A 15,244-nucleotide genomic window follows, 5' to 3' on the forward strand; every position below is an offset into this window, starting at 1 on the left:
TTACATCTCTCTTGATAGTCTAAATTCTATGCTCTATTAATTCGAAACTCGCGTTATATAGTTAAAAAAGAAATAACAGAAAGTTAAAAAACTAGTCAAAACTATTCTAAGAGTTATTAGTATTAACTTAAGCTCTTTCCTTGCATTTTAAGCTTTTAATTTCCTTTCTTCCTCTTCATCAAATATAAGACTCAGAGGTTAAAATTTCTTCTTCTTTATTTTTTATATTTTAACTCTTTAAAATTAGCTTATATATTAATGATAGAGTTTAATTATCATGTGAGAGAAGTAATTTATAGGGGGAGGGGAATAAGTCAATAAATCTATCTTACTCAAAAATATGGCTTTTTCTATTTACTAGGTAAATACAATTTAGTTTTTGAGTCTTATAATAAAGCAATTGAACTTGATCCTACAAATTCTGAAGCAAGCACACTATAGTAAACAACATTTATTAAAGCGTATGTATTATTAAGTAAAAAACGCTGAAAAGCTTTTACTTATTGCCTTTTCAATCTATTCTGTTTGCTAGATTTCTTTAGTCTAAAATAAGCGAGGCAGTGATGCTATTCGTCTATTGTAATTTGCTTGATTTTGACAATTGTCTTATGCAAATGTTCAGCTAAAGCAAACATATTAAATAGCATTGGCTTGGTGGTTAGTTTTTTGCGGCAATCTCTAAATCAGTTTCGCTCATAAAATATCTAGTTGCGATGTGAATTAATACATTAGGGGCACAGCTACGCATTAATTTCGGTTATCGCTACCTACAGGCTTCCTTGATATCAACAGCCTCAAGTGCCTATAAAAGATATTTAAAAGTTCCAGTGTGAGCGAAAAAAGACGTTTAGTAAATTTAATATTTGGGAACTTAATTATTGAAACCTGAAAAGCTTGATTTTATGATGCGTTCGCCGTTTTGATACATTGGTGAATTTGGCTAAAAATGACGAATGGTACCCGCGGCCGGACTTGAACCGGCAAGAGCTTACGCTCCACGGATTTTAAGTCCGTTATGTCTACCATTCCATCACGCGGGCAGCTGTGGATATTAAGGTTACATTTGCTAAGTGGACAGGTTAATAAAAAAAATACAAAAAAGCAAGTACTTTTATCGTTAATATATTAGTCTGATATGAAAAAGTTATTAAACACCTTTAAAATAGTTAGTTTACTCATTAATTTATTAGATAATTAACTTAAATAGTGACAAAATAGTAATAATATGATAGATTAGTTTCAGAAAGTAATACTTTCTCTTGCATGTTATTGACATGTTTATTGACAAATACCGCAAGGTAAGGTAGTTTTGCATAATGAGTTTTATCGGCTCTTATATTTAAGTAAGGCTTAAAGTAAAGTTTAAGTTTTAGTTATTATAAGTGTGTGTTAAGTTCAAATAAGTAATTTCTATCTAATAAAGGTTTTTATGGCTACAAATATAGTAGGTAAAGTTAAGTGGTATAATTCTACAAAGAATTTTGGATTTATTGAACAGGAAAATGGCGGCAAAGATGTGTTTGTACACAAATCAGCCTTAGAGGCAGCAGGTTTACATAGCCTTGAAGAAGGACAAGATGTAATTTTTGATCTTGAAGAAAAGCAAGGAAAAGCCTATGCTGTTAACCTCAGAATTAAATAAATATATTTTATAATACCAAAAGCAGCTATCCAAAATTGTTTATAATTTAGGGTAGCCTAGTCGTCTTTATCAAAATAGTAAATATTTTGTTTTTATAATAACCTATATAATTTTAAGTATAATAAATTATTTTTACTAAAGGGCATGAAAATGCCCTAAATCTAATAATATTATTCTGGCTTGAATAAGATTCTAAAATAGTTTCATTATTCATTATCGTTTTATATATTTAGTTGGTGTTTTGTAATCTAGCTTAAGCATATTTTTTGATTCAGGATAATTATATAAGTCGTTATTTTAATTTACTATAACTTATTTTTTATACAATAGACCTCTTGCATAACTTATAAAGCGAATAAGAACTGCTACTCTACGCAGCGTACATAGTTAAGTATGTAAGGATGAGAGAGCAGCGTCGATGTTTCATATATCTTTAAGAAATGAGTTATGTTAAGAGGTCTAATCAATAATGTGCATATTTTGATTTAAAACTATATTGGATTATATAATGAAAAATTTTAATTTATCTGAAGAATTAATTATTGCTCTCGAGACAATGAATATAACTGAGCCGACTGAAATACAAAAGCAATCGATTCCGGTTGCAATGGCGGGATCGGACATACTCGCTTCTAGCCAAACAGGTTCAGGCAAAACTCTTGCTTATTTATTGCCGTTAATTGATTCATTTATAAAAAATAAAACTACTGCTTTAATTCTTGTTCCGACTAGAGAATTAGCAACACAAATACACAGTACTTTAAATAAAGTAACTACATCCTATAAAATTAATAGTGCAGTTTTGATAGGCGGTGAACCGATGCCTAAACAATTTATGCAATTAAAAAAGAATCCAAAAGTGATTATCGGTACGCCTGGGCGTATTATTGATCACTTAAATAGGGGAAGTCTAAAAATTGATCGTATAGGCATAACCGTACTTGACGAAATGGATAGAATGCTTGATATGGGGATGAAAGAACAATTAGAAGAAATCAATAAATTTTTACCGCAAAAAAGACAAGTTTTAATGTTTTCTGCTACTATGCCAAAACATATTATTGCTGTTTCTCAAAAATATCTAAACAATCCGGTACGTATTATGGTAGGTGCTACTAATAAAGCAGCTTCAGAAATAAAACAGGAATCAATGCATGTTTCTGATAAAGAAAAATTTAGTGAATTAACTAAACAACTTGGTAATAGGGAGGGATCGGTCATCATTTTTGTGAAGACTAAACGCTCTGCCGATCAATTAGCTAAAATGTTGAAATATGAAAATCATACAGCAGAAGCTATACACGGTGATTTAAGTCAGCGTCAACGTGAAAGAGTAATTTTATCATTTCGTAAGTCAAACCATAGAATAATGGTAGCAACTGATGTAGCGGCTCGTGGTCTTGATATTCCTCATACACAGCATGTTATTAATTATGATTTACCTATGTGTCCTGAAGATTATTTACATAGGATAGGTAGAACTGGTAGAGCAGGGGCTACCGGACATGCGTTGTCTTTTATTTCTCCTGATGATGTTATTAGATGGCGTGCAATCGATCGTCTAGTAAATAAAGGAGAATCTATGCTACGTAGTGAGTTTAGAAGTGATAAAAATAATCGTAAAAGATCATTCAGTAAAAGAGCCGGCGGTGACGGTAAAAAGTTTAATTCTTTTGATAGTAGTCGTAAAAGAACCTTTGACGGTAACAGCTACGGTAATAAAAGAAAAAAAGTATCGTAGTTTAGATTTACGTCATTTATATCATTGCGAGGAAATTACGTAAGTAATTGACGAAGCAATCTCAAGAGTTTATTATTATCTCATGAGATTGCCACGTAGCCTTATAGCTGCTCGCAATGACGATTAGATATCCATGTGGGCAATGCCTTCGCAGGAATGACATCCGTATATTTTAAAGGAGGATAAATTCATAAGTTTAAATTTTTCACGATTTCAATATATATCTAATATTTTCTTTATATTAATAATTTCTTTTCCCGGAGGTTTAATTTATTTGCTTACCGGTTCGACTCTTTCTTTTTGGCTTCGAGAATCCGGTTTTGATAAAATCACTATCGGGCTTTTTAGTTTAGTGAATTTTATTCATATATTTAAATTTTTATGGGGTCCTTTGCTTGAAAAAGTAAGTTTTGCTCCTTTAAGTAAGCGGGGATATAAATATTGTTTAATTATTGCTTTGGTTAGTTGTATTTTTTGTGTATATGTTCTAACAAATTTTAACCCTAACACTCATTTTATACCATTTGCTTTATGCTTAGTAGCTGTGGCATTTTTTTTTTCCATTTATGATATGTTACTTCAATCATCACAGATGTTACTGATTACAAATAAAAATTGGGGCATAAGTGAGGCAGCTTGTACTACAGGCTTTAGAATAGGTATACTTATAGCAGGTTCAGGAGCGTTATATTTATCTACTATCATATCCTGGCAAGATGTTTATCGTGCTATGGCAATTTTATGTATACCGTCATTACTATTAATTATAATCTATCCACTTAAATTTAAAGATAAGATAATTATTAATGATTTTGATAGATTTTGGCATGCTTTTTATGATTTTGTCAAGAAACCTAAATGGCTAATAATTGTTAGTTTTATGCTTCTATATCGTCTTCAAGATAATTTTCTGTCAATTATGCCGAATATGTTTTATCTCGATATTGGGTATACGAAGAAAGATTTAGCTCTTGGATATAAAGCTTTTGGTATGTATGCTACAATCCTTGGCGGTTTTATAGGTGGGTTTTTGTGCCGAAAATGTGAATATTCTTATTTGCTTAAAAGAGCATTAATATATCATGCTTTATCTAGCCTATCTTTTTTATTTCTCTATTTTTATAATCGAGATATTACAAGTTTGTATATAGCGGTCTTTTTTCAAGAATTTACCAAGGGCTTAACTATGTCGCCGTTTTTTTCTTACCAATTAAGATGCTGTAGTTCTAAATATTGTATAACCCAAATTGCTTTAATGACTTCTATTGCTTATATTAGTACCATATTGTTTGGTAGTATTTCAGGCTATGCAGTTACTTATTTAGGCTGGACTTATTTCTTTATTGTAGCAGGATTTTGTTTTATACCGGCTTATATATTAATTAGATATTTACCGCCTTATGTTATTCCTAGCTAAAAGCGCGAATCTAGCAAAATATTTATAATTGTCATTGCGAGGAGCGTAGCGACGTGGCAATCTCTCTTAAATTTTATGAGATTGCTTCGTCGGCATAAATGCCTTCTTGCAATGACGTGGATAGGTAGTACTGGATTCCTGCTGCCGCAGGAATGACATATACGGTTTTTGAGAGCCATGCAAAAATGCCTAAATACAAATATATTGTAAAAGTAGTACTATCAATTTATAATAATCAACAAATTTATTAGTGTGCTTTAATTATGTTTATTCAAACTGAAGATACTCCAAATCCGGATGCAATAACATTTTTCCCGGGGCAGGAAATAAGTAGTGATCAGCCGGTATTTTTTAGTGAGCTTGCTGAAGTAAAAGGAAGAAGCAAACTTGCGGAATCCTTATTTCATATTAATAATGTAAAATCAGTGTTTTTCGGTAGTGATTTTATAACAGTAACTAAACAAGCTGAAGGTAATTGGCAAGTTATAAAGCCTGAAATTTTAATGGTTATTATGGATCATTTTGTTTCAGGCTTTCCTGTATTTGAAGAAAACACCAAAGCAGATAATGTAAATCATAACCTTGATGGGCTTTCGGAAATAGAGAAGCAAATCGTAGAGATTATTGAAACTAGGGTGCGTCCATCTGTTGCACAAGACGGCGGTGATATAATATATAAAGGCTTTGAAAACGGTGTAGTTAAATTAGCACTTCGTGGTGCATGCCTTGGATGTCCTAGTTCCACCATCACCTTAAAAAACGGCATTGAGTCTATGCTTAAACATTTTGTACCGGAAGTGCAAGAAGTTGAAGCTGTAGAGGAAGATTTTGAGTAATTTAGTATGCTAACTGCGAGCGACTACAGACCTTGTTGTATAGGTTAGTCTTCGTCATTACGAGCAGAAACCGCAAGTTTCGACGAAGCAATCTAGTAAAAAATTCTGATTTACAGAATTTTTGATTATTTTTTCTGGGTTGCCACGCAGTCTACGACTGCTCGCGATGACGTTAAATGTCATATAATATATTAAATTTTTTTGAAGAATAGTATGGTTCTATTCTTCCTTTGCAGAATTGATTGTATCATTTTGATGCCAAATAACGTAATGTAGTTCAACATCTTTTGGAGCATATACTACGATAGGTAGTTTGCTATTATATTTTAAAAATGTTTCATCGCCTAAAAATACACTAACCGGTTGTATGGTTGCTTTTACGTTTGGGTATGCCATCATTGTTACTAGCAGGGTGATCGCTAACTTGATCGATTATATAATAATTATATCCCCATCCTTCTAAAGTTTTTGTTTCCAGCTTACCACCAAACCAAACACTATTATAATCTTGCATTGCATTTTGTGTTGCTTACAATTCTACTTTTAGCTTTTCTTCATTGGACTCTGTAGGTAAATGAATTACATAACGCTTTTGATTTTCAAGTGGCGTAGGATAGGGTGCAATATCTTTTAACCGCTTATCGGTATCAGCTAATAAATCAGTATTTAAAAAACATGATATAAGAAATAGTATAATTTTACATATGATTATTTTTTAAATTAGAATCCATTATCTCGCCTAGAGGAGTTATATAAAAAGAATTTATTTTACCATCGGCTATATCAGTACTAAAAGCCTTCACTATAGTCAACATCACCATTTTCGTTTATTTTTGTACTTAAAAATAATATAGAATTTTCAAATTTATTTTCTTTTAATATAGGCTGATTATTTAAACTAAAAACTTTCATGGCAAGCCTTTCATTATTAGGTAATCTAAAATATATTTCTGATCCGTTATTGGAAAATTACATTTATTATAAGCACCTAATAATAATAAATTATTTAATATATCTATGGTAACTTGTTCTTCAAGGTTTATAATCTTAGGAAATAATATGTAATTATTGTGATTATTTTGTATATTTGAAATAAGAATACTTTGAGAGTTATATTGCTGTTTTTCCAAATATATTTTTGCAAAATTATTTTGTTTTAATTCTGTAAAGGTTATAGTTTCAGCCTTATATTTTTGTTTGTAACTAGAAAAGTTAGGTAGCGTTTCTATTAAATGAAAATCAAGGGAGGTTTCGCTAAATCTTGTATTCAGCATATTATTTTGATTTAATTCGGTAAAATCTAATGCGGCATAGTGTTATGTTGCTCCGTCAATGTCTAAACTAATATACAGGCTTATCTTCCAATATCTCTTCAAATAAATCTTCACATAGCTCGTGTAACTCTTGTAAAAAATTTTGAGCATGTTCTTTAGTTTTACAAACATCAATTTGATTTGCAAAGCTTTTTGCTATAAAAACTTTAAATCTTTTTGATCCGATAAAGATAAATCATGAATGTGACATTTAAATGTTTTATCTACATAATTTATTAGTGATGCAGTATCTGCAAGAAAATTTTTAGTTATTTTTAATAATTCTTTTTTATGCTGTTCTGAAATTATATTCATTTTCTAATCTAATCCCGTTTCTTTCTTAAAAAAGCCGGTATGTCATGAATATCAGACTCTTTATTATCTTGATCTAGAGTACTAACAACAACGTTTTTGCGTTCTAAAGTTTGATTATTTGAAGCACGCAGAGAACCCCATATTTTCCCTAAAAATGATGGTTTGGGTGAGTCATCTTCAGATTTGTTGAAAGTATTTGCATGTAACCCTAGCTCTTTTTCATTTCCGATAAAATTTTGATTTATTGGAGAGTCGGTAATTTCAATATTTTCAGTATTGTAGCTGTTAAAATCAGGAATTTCTTCTATTTGTGTAGGTTGTGCTATAGCTTTATTATAAGTTTCCTCAGGAACTATATTGGTAGTTTCAGCTATTGCGGGTTTATATGTCGGTACTTTATCGGCATCAATACCGGTAGCAACAACTGATACTCTGATAATTCCTTTTAATTCCGGATTAAATGTTGAACCGAAAATAATATTAGCATCAAGGTTATCTACTTCTTCTCTAATTCTATTAGCAGCGTTGTCAACTTCAAATAAGGTCATGTCGGAACCGCCGGTAATATTGATTAATACACCTCTTGCACCGCACATTGAGCTATGATCTAGCAGTGGATTTGAAATTGCAGATTCTGCCGCTTTAATAGCTCTATCTTCGCCACTAGCTTCACCTGTACCCATCATTGCTTTACCCATTTCGCTCATTACTGCTTTAATATCGGCAAAATCAAGATTAATAAGTCCCGGCATAATCATTAAATCCGTTACTCCTCTAACGCCTGCATGTAATACGTCATCTGCCATTTTGAAAGCATCGGCAAACGTCGTTTGTTCATTAGCAATACGGAATAGATTTTGGTTCGGTATTACAATTAAAGTATCAACGAATTGCTGTAATTCAATAAGTCCTTTATCGGCAGTTTTCATACGATGACCGCCTTCAAAATGGAAAGGTTTAGTTACTACCCCAACCGTAAGGATGCCTAGTTCTTTAGCAATGCGTGCAATAACCGGTGCAGAACCGGTACCTGTACCACCGCCCATACCTGCCGTAATAAATACCATATTGCTATTTTCTAGGTAACTACGAATTTCGCTTTCTGATTCTTGAGCAGCAAGTGCTCCAACCTCAGGAGAAGCTCCTGCCCCAAGACCTCTAGTCGTAGAAACACCGAGTTGTATTTTGTTAGTGCATAAAGAATGTTCAAGCGATTGTGCATCAGTATTAGCTACTACAAAATTAGCACCTTGCAGATTAGCACTAATCATATTATTGACTGCATTACTACCTGCACCCCCAACGCCGAAAACTGTAATGGTCGGCTTTAATACTATATTTTCAGGAGCTTTAATATTTAAAACCATGATACTCTTTTATTTTATATAATTAATGTTTAAGTATAATAAAAGATTTAGAAATTTCCATAAACTTTTTATGAAAAATGTGGATTATTTTCTTATATAGTGGAATGCTGTTATTATGACATGCTTTGATTAATGCTTTATCGTTAGTGGTCATAGGAAGTCCTTCATGCATGGCAGTTAATAAATAAGTTGTATCATATGCAGTAAGATTGTTGGCTCTTGCAGTTTGTATAATTTCATGTATGGAAAAATTAAAATTTGATATATTAAGGGGGAGAGAGAGTTTAAAAAATCTATAATTTTAAAACCTCTACTGATTTTATTCTAGCACGTTTTTCTGCTATTAATATTACATTAGTTACTTCAAGTCTTCAAAGAGGCGGTACTATCACTCTAAACTTATAACAATAATCTAATGTAAAATCTGAATATTTATCACGTTCATCATAAAAGAACCATTAGACAGTTATAGAGCAATCGGCTATAAACGGTTTAGAATTCACTATTTTCTACCTTCATCTCTAAGCTCTTTAATAGTATAAGAAGCTAATGTTTTGCTTTTGCTGAATTCTCTTATTTGCTCTACTATATTATCCATTTTAGGTTTTTGAGTTATAATAACCGACGTATTATGCTTACAAATGGTAATTTGCTCTCCGTCTTATACACGCTGTATTAGATCGGAAAAATGAGTTTTTGCTTCGAGTAGGTTAATTTGATTAGATAAATTTTGTTTCACATAGGTAATATAATAAATAGACTAATTTAATATTATCCTATTTATAAGATTTTGTACAGCAATATTAATAGTTTAAATTAATGTCTTTATATAAAATCTAAGATTGACTAACCATTTTTTCAGGTACTACTATTTTATCAAATTCTGCTTCCGATAAAAGATTGAGTTTTTTAGCTGCTTCTTTTAAAGTGATCCCGTGCTTATGTGCTTCTTTAGCAATTTTTGCGGCATTATCATAGCCTATATGCGGATTAAGAGCTGTAACAAGCATTAGAGATTTATCACGTAAATCATTAATGCGTGCTATATTTGGTTCTAATCCTTTAACACAGTGAGTAACAAAGCTATTTACGCTATCGGATAACAGCTCTATAGATTGTAGGATATTGTATATTATTACGGGTTTAAATACGTTAAGTTCAAGATGTCCGTTTGAGCCGGCAATAGTAACTGTAACATGATTTCCCATCACCTGACTGCACACCATTGCTAAAGCTTCGACTTGTGTAGGGTTTACTTTACCGGGCATAATAGAAGAACCAGGTTCATTTTCAGGTAAATGTAGCTCACCAAGACCGCATCTTGGACCGGAGCCGAGCAGTCTTATATCATTTGCTATTTTCATTAAGCTAACTGCTATAGTATTAAGAGTTCCTGAAAATTCTACTAGTGCGTCGTGAGCAGCTAGACTTTCAAATTTATTAGGAGTCGTCTTAAAGGGTTGTTTAGTAAACTCTGCCACTTTCTCGGCAAATTTTATATCAAAGCCTATTTTTGAGTTAATACCTGTACCGACTGCCGTTCCTCCTTGGGCAAGTAGATAAACTTTTTGTAGTGCATTTTCTATGCGTTCTAAAGCATACTCTATTTGTGTAATATATCCGGAGAATTCCTGTTTAAGAGTTAAAGGAGTTGCATCCTGCAAGTGGGTACGTCCTATTTTTATGATTTTGTCCCAATCTTTTGACTTATCCTGCAAAGAGGTAAGTATATTATTCAAAGCTGGTATCAGTTGCTGTTTAGTTGCAAGTACGGTTGCTATATGCATAGCGGTTGGAAAAGAGTCGTTGGATGATTGTCCTTTATTAACATGATCGTTAGGATGTACCGGAGATTTGCCGCCTTTTTTGCCTGTTAATTCTTCGTTGGCAATAGAGGCAATAACCTCGTTCATATTCATGTTTGTTTGCGTTCCTGAACCTGTTTGCCAAACTACTAAAGGAAAATTATCCTCAAATTCGCCTTCTAAGATTCTATCCGTGGCTTTATCTATACTTATAGCGATTTTAGCTTCTAAATCCCCAAACTCATGATTAACCTGTGCTGCACATTTTTTTAAAATAGCAAGAGCACGAATTAAAATTTCAGGCATTTTTTGCTTGCCTATTTTAAAATTTTCTAAAGATCTTTGAGTTTGAGCCCCCCAATAAAATTTTTCTTTTATTTGAATTTCTCCAAAAGAATCACTTTCGGTTCTGTAATTTTTCATAAATTGTTAAATGTTATATAATTATCTATTTTTTTCATAAAATGGTCACTTACTGCATTCAAGTCTAATTGTTGGGCTAATTTAGCAAAGCTATAATACAATTTGTTTGTTAAAGAAGCTTTTTTTAGATTCTTAGCAATAAATATTAATGTGCTTTCTATCATAAGATTACGATTAAAACTATAAAATTTTTGCCAATGTTCGTTATATTTAGGTTGGGAAGATGCTATATAATCGGAATATATAGCTTTAGTAATTACTGCTTTACCTTGATATATATCAAATATAGTATCATTAATTAATCTTACATTCTTGAGGTTATTGATCACTTTATCAAAAAAATTGTTTAATATAGCTGTTGTTATCTCTTTTTCTGTCAGTGCATTTATAAATATGTCTAATTGTTTTTCAAAACTCTCGATAATTTGTTCATTTGGTCCCCTTTTCGTGACTTTTCTCTCAAATTAATTGATATAATAAAAGTTTATGACTTTAATTTTAGTAGACTAAATATTTATATCGAAGTAAATAAAAAACAATATTTGATTTATTAAAAATATTATTTATATAATGAATGAAAAATTATAGAAGCGGCATTTGATACATTAAGACTTTCTACTCTCTGAGAAATAGGGATTTTAGCTAAATAATCACATGTTTCTGCGACTAATCTTCGTATGCCTTTATCTTCTGAGCCAAATACCAATACTATTTTGTCGGAAATTAATTTATCGGTAAAGTAGTAATTTGCAGAACCTGTTAGACCTATAATCCAAAAGCCGTGTTTTTTAAGATAATTCATACATGAGCGTAAGTTAGTAACTTTAATTATAGGTATTAATTCTAAAGTACCGCAAGCCGCTTTAGCAATGCCGCCGCTTTCATTCGGAGAATTATCTTGAGGTAATATTATAGCATTTATATCAAAAGCAGCGGCACTACGAATAATTGCTCCAATATTTTGTGTGTCTGTTATTTGATCAAGAATCGCAATTTTACATTTTGGATTTGTTATGTCTATGTCCTCTAAATTGTAAGAAAAAATTGGTCTAATTTTTGCAGCTATTCCTTGATGTGTTTGGTTTTCCAGTAATTTAGATAAAATATCGTTATTAACAATTTCATAAGATCTAGTACCTATTAATTTTTTGTTTGTATCAAAAATTTCCCTAGTGCATAAAATATTGTCAATTTGACGTTTTGGATTATTTAGAGCAGAAAATACAGGATGTTTCCCATACATATAATAACAATGTTTAGAATCAAGTTTTTTATTTTGCATCTTATTGAAAACCGTTAGTAATTTGTTCTTGACAGAAACTACTATTTATTATAGAAAGTTACAACTAAATAAATGTGCAAGCTGCTATTTGTTTATTTGATGATTCGGCAAGAAGTTTTATTAAGTCCTAATACTAATTATATATTGTATTTTACAGTGAATTAGTCTATTTAATACAGTAAAGTTCTTTAGGAGGGGTGGCCGAGTGGTCAATGGCAGCAGACTGTAAATCTGCCCGCGTAAGCGTTCGAAGGTTCGAATCCTTCTCCCTCCACCACTTAAATGGTTCAGGGAAGCATATCATTTTATTTTAAAAGATTTCATGTATGTATGTTTAATTTTATTTAAAAATAAAACATAATTGTGTATATTTATAAATCTGAATAAAATTGATATAGTACTGTTAATAAAATAACTTTGAAATTATTTTATTAATAGTGCCACAATGCGGGTGTAGCTCAATGGTAGAGTTCCAGCCTTCCAAGCTGGCTGTGTGGGTTCGATTCCCATCACCCGCTCCAGAGATAGTGGTAACAAATAAATTTAGAAAAAAATGCGCTTATAATAACTTGTATTAAACCTAAAAAATTGTAGAGAGTAATAATATGGCAAAAGCAAAATTTGAACGAACTAAGCCGCACGTTAATATAGGTACGATCGGTCACGTAGATCACGGTAAAACTTCCTTAACGGCAGCAATAACTATAGTACTTGCTAAGACAGGTGGAGCACAAGCTACAGCGTATGATCAAATTGATGCTGCTCCTGAAGAAAAAGAAAGAGGTATAACTATTTCTACTGCACACGTAGAATATGAGACTAAAAATAGACACTATGCACACGTAGATTGTCCGGGACATGCTGACTATGTAAAGAACATGATAACCGGTGCCGCTCAGATGGACGGTGCAATATTAGTAGTTTCTGCTGCTGATGGTCCTATGCCGCAAACTAGAGAGCATATATTACTAGCAAAACAGGTAGGCGTGCCTGCTATGGTAGTATTCTTAAATAAAGTAGATATGGTGGATGATCCTGATCTATTAGAACTAGTAGAGATGGAAGTAAGAGAATTATTATCAAAATATGGTTTTCCGGGTGATGAAATACCTATTATTAAAGGTTCTGCACTTCAAGCTTTAGAAGGGAAGCCTGAAGGTGAAAAAGCTATTAATGAGCTAATGGATGCAGTAGATAGCTATATACCGCAGCCTGTAAGAGTTACGGATAAACCTTTCTTAATGCCGATAGAAGATGTATTCTCTATTTCAGGAAGAGGTACTGTTGTAACTGGTAGAGTAGAGTCAGGAATAATTAAGGTAGGTGATGAAATTGAAATAGTCGGTCTAAAAGATACGCAAAAAACTACCTGTACCGGTGTAGAAATGTTCAGAAAATTACTTGATGAAGGACAAGCCGGAGATAATGTCGGTATATTACTACGTGGTACAAAAAGAGAAGAAGTTGAAAGAGGACAAGTTCTCGCAAAACCTGGTAGCATAAAACCACATGATAAGTTTGAAGCTGAAGTATATGTGCTTAGTAAAGAAGAAGGTGGACGTCATACCCCATTTACTAATGACTATCGTCCGCAGTTCTATTTTAGAACAACAGACGTTACTGGTACAATAAGATTGTTTGCTGATAAGCAGATGGTTATGCCTGGAGATAATGCTACTTTTACAGTGGAATTAATTAAACCGATTGCCATGCAGGAAGGGTTGAAATTCTCTATACGTGAGGGTGGTAGAACAGTGGGTGCCGGCGTAGTAACTAAAATAAATAATTAATTGATTTTATAAATACCTATTATTAAAAAATAATAGGTATTTATGTTTTAAGATGTAATAAACATTTTTCCGAACCGGCTTATAGAGAAGAATTTGAAGAAGGTACGGAACGCAGAACCGCAGCGTATATAACGTACGTGAGGGTTCGAGTACCGGATCGACGTACAAATTACCTCTAGAAGTAAAGTTTGGAAAGATGTCTAAAAAAACGTCTTGCTGTTTAAATATTAGGTTTACTGAATGAAAAATAAAATCAAAATTCGTTTAAAATCATTTGATTACCGTAGTCTTGATCAAGCTACAAAAGAGATAGTTAGTGCTGTTAAAAGAACATTTGCTAACATTAATGGTCCTATTCCTTTACCTAGAAAAATTGGAAGATTTACCGTAAATAGGTCTCCTCATGTACATAAGAAGTCAAGAGAGCAATTTGAAATTAGAAAGCATAAAAGATTATTAGTTATAGGTGATCCGAATCCGGCGGTTGTCGATGCTTTAAGTAAAGTTGATTTAGCAGCAGGAGTTGATGTAGTGATTGAATTAGAGAGTGGGGAGTGAATGAGAACCGGTATAATTGCTCAAAAAATTGGGATGACTAGTGTTTTTAATGATAAAGGCGAAAGAATTTCTTTAACATTAGTAAAAGTTGATGATTGTCAAGTAGTAGGACATAAAACTCTAGAAAAACATGGATATAATGCTTTGGTTATAGGTGTAAAAGATAAAAAAATATCTAGAGTAACCAAACCTATGAAACAAGTTTTTGCTAATGCTAAAATATCTCCTAAAACTAAATTAAAAGAATTTAGAATTTCTGAAGAGAATTTTATTGATATAGCAGCAAGTCTAGAAGTAGACCATTTTACGGCAGGACAATTTGTCGATATAACGGCAACTACTATAGGTAAAGGATTTGCCGGTAGTATGAAAAGACATAATTTTAGAGGTCTTGAAGCTTCTCACGGTGTTTCGATATCCCATCGTTCGCATGGTTCTACAGGACAAAGACAAGATCCAGGAAAGGTTTTCAAAGGCAAAAAAATGGCCGGTCATATGGGATGTAACCAAGTGACTATTCAAAATTTGAAAATATTTGCCGTTGATAAAGAGCGTAAGCTTATTATGATTCAGGGTAGTATACCTGGTCACAAAAATTCATATCTTTCAGTAAAAGATGCAATAAAAAAGATTTCAATAACTGTATAATAGATATTTAGACATGTTTGTTGGGGTTAAAGGTTATCAAATTAACAAAACGCCATGCAATATTATTTATATAAAAGTTTTATATAAGACTTTATAAGGTTAAATAA

At 32.1% G+C, this 15,244-nt stretch carries 13 protein-coding genes, 3 tRNA genes and 6 pseudogenes; 10 read left to right on the plus strand and 12 right to left on the minus strand.

What is annotated here, in order from left to right; all coding sequences use genetic code 11:
• Positions 1–36: 36 nt before the first annotated feature.
• Both AB4K15_RS06770 and AB4K15_RS06775 read right to left on the minus strand, forming a co-directional pair.
• Positions 37–226 (minus strand): annotated as a pseudogene (locus AB4K15_RS06770) (hypothetical protein).
• A gap of 728 nt (positions 227–954) precedes the next feature.
• Positions 955–1,040, minus strand: a tRNA-Leu gene (locus AB4K15_RS06775).
• A 389-nt stretch (positions 1,041–1,429) separates the two neighbouring features.
• Between AB4K15_RS06775 and AB4K15_RS06780 the strand changes: the two genes are divergently transcribed.
• From AB4K15_RS06780 to AB4K15_RS06795, 4 genes are all read left to right on the plus strand, one after another.
• Entirely contained in the window at positions 1,430–1,642 is a 213-nt protein-coding gene (locus tag AB4K15_RS06780) for a cold-shock protein (RefSeq protein ID WP_032073495.1), read from the plus strand.
• A gap of 508 nt (positions 1,643–2,150) precedes the next feature.
• Positions 2,151–3,383 carry a DEAD/DEAH box helicase gene (locus AB4K15_RS06785; RefSeq protein WP_032073494.1) on the plus strand — a complete coding sequence of 411 codons (1,233 nt, stop codon included), beginning with the start codon at positions 2,151–2,153 and terminating at the stop codon, positions 3,381–3,383.
• A 190-nt stretch (positions 3,384–3,573) separates the two neighbouring features.
• Complete coding sequence (locus AB4K15_RS06790) at positions 3,574–4,800, plus strand: MFS transporter (RefSeq protein ID WP_500225431.1); 1,227 nt, start codon at positions 3,574–3,576, stop codon at positions 4,798–4,800.
• 263 nt (positions 4,801–5,063) lie between these two features.
• A complete protein-coding gene (locus AB4K15_RS06795; RefSeq protein WP_014408932.1) occupies positions 5,064–5,636 on the plus strand; it encodes a NifU family protein in 573 nt (190 codons plus the stop codon).
• A 219-nt stretch (positions 5,637–5,855) separates the two neighbouring features.
• Here the strand turns inward: AB4K15_RS06795 and AB4K15_RS06800 are convergent, their stop codons facing one another.
• From AB4K15_RS06800 to rlmB, 10 genes and pseudogenes are all read right to left on the minus strand, one after another.
• Positions 5,856–6,035, minus strand: coding sequence for an ecotin family protein (locus AB4K15_RS06800; protein WP_500225401.1), 180 nt, complete (start codon positions 6,033–6,035; stop codon positions 5,856–5,858).
• Positions 5,992–6,348, minus strand: a pseudogene (locus AB4K15_RS06805) (ecotin family protein). The gene AB4K15_RS06800 and the pseudogene AB4K15_RS06805 overlap by 44 nt, the downstream one beginning before the upstream one ends.
• Positions 6,335–6,766: pseudogene (locus tag AB4K15_RS06810) on the minus strand (hypothetical protein). Before AB4K15_RS06810 ends, AB4K15_RS06805 begins: the two co-directional pseudogenes overlap by 14 nt.
• A 339-nt stretch (positions 6,767–7,105) precedes the next feature.
• On the minus strand, positions 7,106–7,264 hold the full coding sequence (locus AB4K15_RS06815; RefSeq protein WP_500225403.1) for a hypothetical protein: 159 nt from the start codon (positions 7,262–7,264) through the stop codon (positions 7,106–7,108).
• Positions 7,265–7,272: 8 nt separating this feature from the next.
• A complete protein-coding gene (ftsZ, locus tag AB4K15_RS06820) occupies positions 7,273–8,631 on the minus strand; it encodes a cell division protein FtsZ (RefSeq protein WP_032073493.1) in 1,359 nt (452 codons plus the stop codon).
• A 177-nt stretch (positions 8,632–8,808) separates the two neighbouring features.
• A pseudogene (locus tag AB4K15_RS06825) lies at positions 8,809–9,137 on the minus strand (type II toxin-antitoxin system VapC family toxin).
• A pseudogene (locus tag AB4K15_RS06830) lies at positions 9,134–9,370 on the minus strand (type II toxin-antitoxin system Phd/YefM family antitoxin). Before AB4K15_RS06830 ends, AB4K15_RS06825 begins: the two co-directional pseudogenes overlap by 4 nt.
• Before the next feature lie 97 nt (positions 9,371–9,467).
• Positions 9,468–10,859 (minus strand): class II fumarate hydratase, encoded by a 1,392-nt coding sequence (gene fumC, locus AB4K15_RS06835; protein WP_032073492.1) that lies wholly within the window; start codon positions 10,857–10,859, stop codon positions 9,468–9,470.
• Entirely contained in the window at positions 10,856–11,284 is a 429-nt protein-coding gene (locus tag AB4K15_RS06840) for a hypothetical protein (protein ID WP_500225777.1), read from the minus strand. The genes fumC and AB4K15_RS06840 overlap by 4 nt, the downstream gene beginning before the upstream one ends.
• Before the next feature lie 134 nt (positions 11,285–11,418).
• The gene (gene rlmB / locus AB4K15_RS06845; RefSeq protein ID WP_500225407.1) at positions 11,419–12,141 is read right to left on the minus strand and encodes a 23S rRNA (guanosine(2251)-2'-O)-methyltransferase RlmB; all 723 of its coding nucleotides are present in this window, start codon (positions 12,139–12,141) and stop codon (positions 11,419–11,421) included.
• A 191-nt stretch (positions 12,142–12,332) separates the two neighbouring features.
• Between rlmB and AB4K15_RS06850 the strand changes: the two genes are divergently transcribed.
• The 6 genes and pseudogenes from AB4K15_RS06850 to rplC all read left to right on the plus strand — a co-directional run bounded on the left by AB4K15_RS06850 (position 12,333) and on the right by rplC (position 15,137).
• Positions 12,333–12,418, plus strand: a tRNA-Tyr gene (locus tag AB4K15_RS06850).
• A 170-nt stretch (positions 12,419–12,588) separates the two neighbouring features.
• Positions 12,589–12,662: transfer RNA gene (locus tag AB4K15_RS06855), tRNA-Gly, on the plus strand.
• An 84-nt stretch (positions 12,663–12,746) separates the two neighbouring features.
• Positions 12,747–13,931: an elongation factor Tu gene (gene tuf, locus AB4K15_RS06860; protein ID WP_032073489.1), complete on the plus strand. Its 1,185-nt coding sequence runs from the start codon at positions 12,747–12,749 to the stop codon at positions 13,929–13,931.
• A gap of 59 nt (positions 13,932–13,990) precedes the next feature.
• A pseudogene (locus AB4K15_RS06865) lies at positions 13,991–14,133 on the plus strand (palindromic element RPE1 domain-containing protein); the annotation flags it as partial.
• 38 nt (positions 14,134–14,171) lie between these two features.
• Positions 14,172–14,489, plus strand: coding sequence for a 30S ribosomal protein S10 (gene rpsJ, locus AB4K15_RS06870; protein ID WP_032073488.1), 318 nt, complete (start codon positions 14,172–14,174; stop codon positions 14,487–14,489).
• Positions 14,490–15,137: a 50S ribosomal protein L3 gene (rplC, locus tag AB4K15_RS06875; RefSeq protein WP_032073487.1), complete on the plus strand. Its 648-nt coding sequence runs from the start codon at positions 14,490–14,492 to the stop codon at positions 15,135–15,137. It begins immediately after the preceding gene.
• The last annotated feature ends 107 nt before the right edge of the window (positions 15,138–15,244 follow it).

This window comes from Rickettsia aeschlimannii, from assembly GCF_047973405.1.
GTDB lineage: Bacteria > Pseudomonadota > Alphaproteobacteria > Rickettsiales > Rickettsiaceae > Rickettsia > Rickettsia rickettsii.

Coding starts and splice junctions, on each gene's coding strand:
- rplC (WP_032073487.1), top strand. CDS start 14,490: ATGAGAACCGGTATAATTGCTCAAAAAATTGGGATGACTAGTGTTTTT.
- AB4K15_RS06785 (WP_032073494.1), top strand. CDS start 2,151: ATGAAAAATTTTAATTTATCTGAAGAATTAATTATTGCTCTCGAGACA.
- fumC (WP_032073492.1), bottom strand. CDS start 10,859: ATGAAAAATTACAGAACCGAAAGTGATTCTTTTGGAGAAATTCAAATA.
- rpsJ (WP_032073488.1), top strand. CDS start 14,172: ATGAAAAATAAAATCAAAATTCGTTTAAAATCATTTGATTACCGTAGT.
- AB4K15_RS06780 (WP_032073495.1), top strand. CDS start 1,430: ATGGCTACAAATATAGTAGGTAAAGTTAAGTGGTATAATTCTACAAAG.
- rlmB (WP_500225407.1), bottom strand. CDS start 12,141: ATGCAAAATAAAAAACTTGATTCTAAACATTGTTATTATATGTATGGG.
- AB4K15_RS06800 (WP_500225401.1), bottom strand. CDS start 6,035: ATGATGGCATACCCAAACGTAAAAGCAACCATACAACCGGTTAGTGTA.
- AB4K15_RS06795 (WP_014408932.1), top strand. CDS start 5,064: ATGTTTATTCAAACTGAAGATACTCCAAATCCGGATGCAATAACATTT.
- ftsZ (WP_032073493.1), bottom strand. CDS start 8,631: ATGGTTTTAAATATTAAAGCTCCTGAAAATATAGTATTAAAGCCGACC.
- AB4K15_RS06815 (WP_500225403.1), bottom strand. CDS start 7,264: ATGAATATAATTTCAGAACAGCATAAAAAAGAATTATTAAAAATAACT.
- tuf (WP_032073489.1), top strand. CDS start 12,747: ATGGCAAAAGCAAAATTTGAACGAACTAAGCCGCACGTTAATATAGGT.